The sequence below is a fragment of the bacterium genome, assembly GCA_040753085.1.
Taxonomy (GTDB): Bacteria; UBA9089; JASEGY01; order JASEGY01; family JASEGY01; genus JASEGY01.
The window spans coordinates 1-5038 of sequence record JBFMHI010000183.1 but is presented as its reverse complement, the minus strand read 5'-3'; the positions used below and the strand labels follow the sequence as shown (position 1 = coordinate 5038).

The following is a 5038-nucleotide window of genomic DNA, read 5'->3' as shown; positions in this document are numbered from 1 at the left end:
CATGTCCGTTCCGTAGACGGACAACCACAAGGGTTGTCCCTACAGCCTAAGGACAGACCCGAATCACGGACACGGCTCACGGATTTTCCGTGTTTCATCTGTGTGCATCTGTGGCTGAACGGTTACGTTTTTTTTAAAGGGTAATGGGAAAAGCAGAATTTTTTTTCGGAAATAGACAGGTAAAACCTGACCCCGTGGGGTATGATTTTGTATCTACTCAACCTTATAAAAATAAAAGGGATTTTCAGTATAAGACACCATCTAACATCAGACTGTGTGAAAACTCTTGCATTATTATATCATTTATGGTATAATCTTGCAAGAAAAATTTCCACCTGTGCGGTTAGGAATTATAAGCAATGAGTTGAAATTTTCTACGCCCTGTCAGGGCTTTTGACCTTAGGGAATACTATTATTCCGTAGATTGAAATCTACGGCTAAATTCCTTTACGCCTTCGGCGTATAAATTAAATTAGGATACATTAATCTATACTTTTGCACTTTTTTGCAACTACTTGAAATACAAATACATTACAATAACCTCTCGTCATTCCCGCCCCTGCTTCCGCAGGGGTAAACTCCAGCGGGAATCCAGTAATATCAAGACTTCTGGATTCCTGCTTGCGCAGGAATGACAAAAAGTGCAAAAGTATAGTTCCTCAAAGTGATTTTTTTATTACCCCTGCTGTAGAAAATGACCTGATTAGAGCCTATGAAGCTGGCTATGACTTTACAGATTATCTGTGGAGTATGAACCTATTCAAAGTACAGACTTCTCCAAATAGCCAATAAAAGTGGGCTATTTTTTGGACATTTTGTTAGGTTTTTCCCCAACTTCATATAAAAGGAGTTGGCCATTGGAAAGACGAGCCTTCATCTGATTTAGAGTTCCAATTGTCCAATTATTCGACTTATGCGGTCTCTACCTTCATAAATAATGATATCACCAGACACCACGCTGAGGGAAATCGTAGAAGTCTGCCTTTAGATTTTTCTCAGTCTCTCTGTGTCTCCGTGGTGAGGTGAACGGTTACGACAGATTTAGACTTTTGAGATAAAGTGAGTTATATTCAACAAACTAAATATATTAAGGAGTAGTGATCAATAATGACGAATAAACAGCTATTATATTTACCCCTGTTGCTTTTTATCTTCCTGGCCGTTAATTTCAGCGGGGGAGACAGTCCACCGTCTACCGTCCACCGTCTGCCGTCCGCCATTCACAATCTGCAATCCGAAATCCAGCCCGCCCCTTATCGGGAACTGAGCCGGTATATCTCCTCTATGAGGGCGGCTCCGTCCATCAGTGGTGGCCTTCGACAGTATGCACCGGCCAAAAGACTAAGCCCGGCCGTGGGAGAAGAGAAACTCTTGGTCATTCTCATTGAGTTTAGTGATGTAACCCATTCGGCGGAGCACACGCCGGAGTATTTTGACCACCTTTTGTTTTCAAAGGCTCCGGGAGATAAAAGCATGTGGAATTATTACCAGGAATGCTCTTACGGGCAATTCTTCATAAGCCCGGGAAGTGAAGCCAACAACCCTACACCCTGGTTGAGAAGCGATCATACCCTGGCCTATTATAATGACTTAGAAGAAAGTAACGGCGCTATCTGGAAGCTGGCGGAAGAAGCCCTGGAAAAGGCGGCTCAGGCAGGTGTTGATTTTTCTTCCTATGATGAGGACAAGAACGGGCTGGTGGATCACCTGGTGGTTGTTCACGCCGGCGGGGCAGAGGAGGATACCAGTATGTCAAAAGACCTCGGCTCTCACCGCTGGGAGATCAAAACTACCGGTCAGGGCTATACCCTGCAAGCCGAGACCTCGCCTATGGGCATCTTTGCCCACGAGTTCGGTCACGACCTGGGTCTGCCGGATTTGTACATCGATTCAAACCACTTTCTGATCTACGATTGGGCCTTGATGGACCATGGGGCATGGTTAGGGGAACCACCTGGCTCCTCACCGGCCCACCCTTGTCCCTGGTCAAAGGCCCTTCTCGGGTGGATAACCCCTGTAGAAGCCTCATCTTGCGGCCCAGTCCGTGAGGTATGGGCCATTGAGATCCACCAGCAAGAAAGCCTTTTCAGACTCTCCACGGCCAACCCGAAGGAATATTTTCTAGTCAGCAATCACCAGCGGACCAGCTTTGATGCCTATTTGCCGGGAGAAGGTATCTTGATCTGGCATATTGATGACAGCATTGGCTGCATTGAGTGTAATGATGTCAATTCTAATCCCTTTCACCCCCGGGTTTATTTAGAACAGGCGGACGGTCGGGATGACTTGCGGCACAATGGAAAGGCTGATGCGGGAGACCCCTATTCCAAAACCGGAGCGAAAGACCATTTTGGGGTCAATACTATTCCCAATAGTCGTGATTATAACGAGGCCCCCACCGGGATAGAAATCAAGGTTTGTGATGCGCCCGGGGAAGTGATGAAGGTCGTCATGAAACGCAACTGTGGAGAAGCGACTGAAAATGATTGTGAAAAGGTGACGACTAAGACTTATGTGGCGGCGAATCCCTTCGTGATCAGTCAATATCCTGAGGGCGTTGGTATCTACTTAGAACCGGCCGCTGCTAACCCTACTATCTCAATATACGATCTAAATGGCGAACTGGTGCATACTGAGACAGGCGGGGAAAATGTCTTGCTTGTAGATTCTAAGGGAAAAGAACGATGGGCCAATAAATTCCCCTGGGATGGAAGGAATGAGGCTGATCGAGAGGTAGCCAGCGGGGTTTATGTCTACATAATTGAAACTGAAAGTAAAACTATGACTGGTAAGTTGGCCGTAATTAGGTAAGAAGGCCGGAAAATTTAAGTCGGCTCATCAGGCAAGTCAGTGAGCCGGTAATAATTTAATTCCCAGCTCTCAATCCATATCCTTTTCTTTTCTTCCCTAAGGTCACTTTGGGGATCATAATCTTCTGTTTCCCAGAATTCAGTCTTTCGATAAAATTTGACCAGGCCAATATGGGAGTACCATTCATAAGCCTCTATCACTATCTCCGGGTCAAAGTCATAGGTGACTTTTATTTTATAACATACAAATTCACCTGCGGGAGTAAATATCCTATCCTGGGCGACTACCTCTTTTGTGATTGGAGAAGGGTCTTCTGAAGGGGGAAGGAGTTCATATGTCCAGGATTCTCTTAATCTAACAGGGTAGGCTAATATCTTTTGAGGGTAAAGATGGATGTTCGGAGTGTTCTTAATCGGACCCGATCGTTTATCATAAGCAGGGACCAAGTTGTTTACAAATTGCCTTAATTGAGCCAGGTCGGAAAAATAGAGGTTGCCTAATCGGAAATGAGGTTTCTTCTCGGAAGATGGATTCCTGGCAGGACTAACAGCCGCGGCATTTACATTATAGATAGTTTCCGAGGCATATTCAAACAACCCATCTTTGGTTTCATAAAGCCATTTCTTTTCCAGAGTTTGTTCCCTATTGCCTTGTGTGCTCTCTCGATAAGTAAGTTCTTCTATCACCGAGGTGGCCACTCCTGCCAGAACTTCCTGGCCCTGGATATTTACCTTCCTTTGACCGCGGGCAATGGTCGCCTCATCAAGCCATTCCCTCAGATCATATTCCCATAAATTCCCCGCCGAGAGGGGGAGGCGGGCTCTAAGGAGATAGATATCCGGCACCTTTGTCTCTTCCCACCCCACCTTTATATTCGGCCAGCTTTCTTTTAAGTCCCCTTTCTGGGCATAAAGGGTATAAGTCCCAGAGAAAACATTGGTTATATTATAATAGCCCTCTCTGTTAGTGAAGGTGCCGGGACCATCCGACTCTTTTGTCTCCAGAAAGTTATCTCCCAGGAAGACCAATACATGGCTATGATCCCGAGACCCAACCACATAGATATACCCTGAAACTGAACCAGGGTACTCTTCCTCCGGAGCAAGGGCATTACGACTACTACAACCATCACATCCCCCAAGGGTTAACCCCAGAAGTAAGGGCCATAATCTCAATATACGATGATTCTTAAACATCATAATATAATGTAACATATCTTCGCCGATTTGTAAACCCTAAAATACTTGACGAACCGGATTAACTATGGTATCCTGTCAGAATACAGAAGTCGGAAGTCAGAGGACAGAAGATAATGGAAACAGTCAAATCTATTCCCATCACCAGAATCACCGGCGAGGAGAGAAAGGAAACAAGCGATACGGTGGTCACGGAAGTCCCGCTGACTATTATCCTGGGCGAGAAACAACTGGTCACCCTCCTTTGCACACCTGAGTTTTTAAAGGAATTGGTGGTTGGATTTTTGGTTTCAGAGGGATTTTTGACGGAAAGGGATAAACTCAAAGGGGTAAAAATAGATGATAAGGGGATCGCCACCGTAGAGATAAATGACATCCCCCCTTTAACTGAAGATCTTTTTCTCAAGCGAACGATAAGTTCCGGCTGCGGGCAGGGGACCATATTCTATCATCCCCTGGATGCCTTAGCCTGCGATAAGGTAAGCTCTGAAGTCAAGATCAAGGGGGATATTATCGATAGGTGGATGTCGGAATTGAGAGAGCGATCAATCTTGTATCAATCCACCGGCGGGGCACATACCTGTGCCCTCTGTCATCCCCAAGAGGGGATTGTCATCCTGACCGAAGATATTGGCCGGCATAATGCCCTGGACAAGATTATCGGTTATGCCTTTCTGAATGACATCTCATTTGAGGATAAGGTAATTGTTACCACCGGCCGCCTATCCTCCGAAATTCTTCTCAAGGCAGCTAAACAGCGGCTGTCCGTAGTTATCTCCCGAGGAGCGCCCACCGATTTAGCCATTGAGTTGGCTGACAAATTGGGGGTAACCGTCATTGGTTTTGCTCGGGGCCGAAGGATTAATGTCTATTCTCATCCGGCGCGGATCGCGACATAAAAAATGGTAACCGTTCAGCCACAGATGCACACAGATGAAACACGGAAAATCCGTGAGCCGTGTCCGTGATTAGGGTCTGTCCTTAGGCTGTAGGGACAACCCTTGTGGTTGTCCGTCTACGGAACGGACATG

The 5038-nt window shown here is 46.1% G+C and carries 3 protein-coding genes; 2 read left to right on the top strand and 1 reads right to left on the bottom strand.

Features of this window, described 5'->3' with window-relative positions; genetic code table 11:
- Positions 1-1107: 1107 nt before the first annotated feature.
- Entirely contained in the window at positions 1108-2811 is a 1704-nt protein-coding gene (locus AB1797_13020; protein ID MEW5768507.1) for a M6 family metalloprotease domain-containing protein, read from the top strand.
- Positions 2812-2825: 14 nt separating this feature from the next.
- Here the strand turns inward: AB1797_13020 and AB1797_13015 are convergent, their stop codons facing one another.
- The gene (locus tag AB1797_13015) at positions 2826-4010 is read right to left on the bottom strand and encodes a carboxypeptidase-like regulatory domain-containing protein (GenBank protein MEW5768506.1); all 1185 of its coding nucleotides are present in this window, start codon (positions 4008-4010) and stop codon (positions 2826-2828) included.
- Positions 4011-4123: 113 nt separating this feature from the next.
- On the opposite strand from AB1797_13015, the gene fdhD reads away from it, so the two are divergent.
- Positions 4124-4906: a formate dehydrogenase accessory sulfurtransferase FdhD gene (gene fdhD, locus AB1797_13010; protein MEW5768505.1), complete on the top strand. Its 783-nt coding sequence runs from the start codon at positions 4124-4126 to the stop codon at positions 4904-4906.
- The last annotated feature ends 132 nt before the right edge of the window (positions 4907-5038 follow it).

What these genes read in the sequence shown, in the direction of transcription:
- AB1797_13020 (MEW5768507.1), top strand. Translation starts at nt 1,108, where the DNA reads ATGACGAATAAACAGCTATTATATTTACCCCTGTTGCTTTTTATCTTC.
- AB1797_13015 (MEW5768506.1), bottom strand. Translation starts at nt 4,010, where the DNA reads ATGATGTTTAAGAATCATCGTATATTGAGATTATGGCCCTTACTTCTG.
- fdhD (MEW5768505.1), top strand. Translation starts at nt 4,124, where the DNA reads ATGGAAACAGTCAAATCTATTCCCATCACCAGAATCACCGGCGAGGAG.